General features: G+C 50.9%; 3 protein-coding genes and 1 pseudogene. All 4 read left to right on the plus strand.

Annotated features, from left to right (window positions below):
• A pseudogene (locus WBV27_RS02330) lies at positions 1 to 312 on the plus strand (MBL fold metallo-hydrolase); the annotation flags it as partial.
• An 18-nt stretch (positions 313 to 330) separates the two neighbouring features.
• A complete protein-coding gene (locus WBV27_RS02335) occupies positions 331 to 900 on the plus strand; it encodes a histidine phosphatase family protein (protein WP_424199062.1) in 570 nt (189 codons plus the stop codon).
• Between the two features lie 41 nt (positions 901 to 941).
• Entirely contained in the window at positions 942 to 1,922 is a 981-nt protein-coding gene (locus WBV27_RS02340) for an aldo/keto reductase (protein WP_319216287.1), read from the plus strand.
• 151 nt (positions 1,923 to 2,073) lie between these two features.
• Complete coding sequence (locus WBV27_RS02345) at positions 2,074 to 2,355, plus strand: DUF1232 domain-containing protein (RefSeq protein ID WP_086942008.1); 282 nt, start codon at positions 2,074 to 2,076, stop codon at positions 2,353 to 2,355.
• The last annotated feature ends 20 nt before the right edge of the window (positions 2,356 to 2,375 follow it).

Genomic DNA, 2,375 nt, shown 5'->3' on the forward strand with positions numbered 1-2,375 from the left:
GAGACGCCGGATGGGATCATTTGGGCACCGGGCGATTCCCGGTTGATGAAGGAGCACTTGGAGATGCCTCAGCCGGATGCGATCCTCTTTGACTTTTCCGACAACGAGTGGCATATCGGATTGGAAGGGGCAATCCAAATGGCGAACACTTATCCAGAAGCGCATCTGATCCTTTGCCATTGGGGCACGGTGGATGCGCCTGATCTGAACGTTTTCAATGCCGATCCGCAATCCTTGTACGACCGGGTGGTTAATCCGGAAAGAATCCATGCTTATGCACCGGGGCAGCCATTCAGCCTGAAAAAATCCTAAATGATGGGAGATCTGCGGATGAAACGATTATATTTGGTCCGTCACGGGGAAACCTTGTTCAATGTCCAAGGAAAGATACAGGGATGGAGCGACTCGCCTTTGACGCAACGGGGCATCAAACAGGCTCAGGTCGTGCGGGATTATTTCGAATCGGAAGGCATCAGCTTCGGTCATGCCTACTGTTCGACATCGGAAAGGGCGAGCGATACGCTGGAACTGATCACCGGCATGCCCTATGCACGTCTGAAAGGCTTGAAAGAGGTCAATTACGGCTTCTTCGAAGGGGAGCGGGAGATGCTCAAACCGAAGGAACCACAGGAAATCGTGTCGTTCTTTGTGCCGTTCGGCGGGGAAAATACGAATGATGTGGCGGAACGGATGGCGAAGACGCTGACCGAAGTGATGGAGCAGGAAAATCACCGGAACGTTTTGGCGGTCTCCCATAGCGGCGCCTGCTACAACTTTTTGAAGCTTTGGCAAGACCCGGCAGAGGAGTTGGCGAAGGGATTCCCGAATGGATGCATCTTCGTTTACGGATACAAAGAGAATATATTCCAATTGGAGGAAGTCGTCAGGCCGGTTTTATAGCGCAATAAGACTGTACGTTTAAGAGGAACGGAGGAAAAAAGATGGAGTATGTGAAATTCGGTAACACAGGGATGGATGTATCCCGGATCTGTTTGGGCTGCATGAGCTTCGGGGATCCGGATACGTGGCTGCACAAATGGGCGCTGAAGGAAGAAGAAAGCAGACCGATCATCAAACGAGCCTTGGAATTGGGCATCAATTTCTTTGATACAGCGAATGTATACTCGCTGGGAAGAAGCGAAGAAATTCTCGGACGTGCCATCAAGGACTTTGCGAAGCGGGATGAAGTGGTCATCGCGACGAAGGTCCACGGCAAGATGCACGAGGGCCCGAACGGTTCCGGGTTGTCCCGCAAGTCCATCCTGAGCGAAATTGACAACAGCCTGAAACGCCTGGATATGGATTATGTGGACCTCTACATCATCCACCGTTGGGATTACAATACACCGATCGAGGAAACGATGGAAGCCCTGCATGATGTGGTGAAATCAGGCAAAGCCCGATACATCGGCGCTTCCGCGATGTATGCCTGGCAGTTCCAAAAAGCGCTGCATGTTGCGGAAAAGAACGGTTGGACGCGCTTCGTGTCGATGCAGGACCATCTGAACCTGCTTTACCGCGAAGAGGAGCGGGAAATGCTGCCGCTTTGCCGGGAAGAAAAAATCGCCGTGACCCCATACAGCCCAATGGCTTCAGGCCGATTGACGCGCGATTGGTCGGAGACGTCCAAGCGGATGGAAACGGACAACGTGGCGCGTTCGAAGTACGATGCCACTGCCGATAAGGATCGGATCATCGTCGAACGGCTGGCCCAGATAGCCGCCGACAGAGGCGTTTCCCGCGTCGAAATCGCCTTGGCCTGGCTTCTGCAGAAGGAACCGGTCGTAGCTCCCATCATCGGGGCGACCAAACTGGAACATCTGGAAAAACCGGTGGAAGCTGTGTCGGTCAAGCTGACCGATGCCGAAGTCGCGTTCTTGGAAGAACCCTATGTCCCGCATTTGATTGTCGGGCACAGCTGAGGCGTGCCTACAGACCTAAAAAATCATTCTTGAGACTGATTCATTTACTTAAGATAAGCAGTATACTTTGTTCACGATAACCGGACGAGACATAGAGCTATGTGTGTCTATAGAATGGTTGTCCAAATCAATCAGCAAAGGAAAATGCAAAATGAAAGTAAAAAAGAAAATCAGTCTGACACCTTTTAGTAAAGTTAAGTCACTTATCCTTTCTCTGTTCGATTCCAAAGTCGACGGCAAGAAAAAATGGCTGGTGTTGGGGATCATTCTTTACATCATCAGTCCGATTGACATTATCCCGGATTTTGTGCCGATGGCCGGTTATGCGGATGATGTGCTGTTGCCGATCCTGTTTTTGGTCGCTGAAAAATTATTGAGCGACGGAGCGATTGAAGAAAATGAACGCCCGATCAAAGAAGCCAAAAAAATATAATGCATGGATATTCTGGCCCC

The organism is Trichococcus sp. (assembly GCF_049589555.1).
GTDB lineage: Bacteria > Bacillota > Bacilli > Lactobacillales > Aerococcaceae > Trichococcus.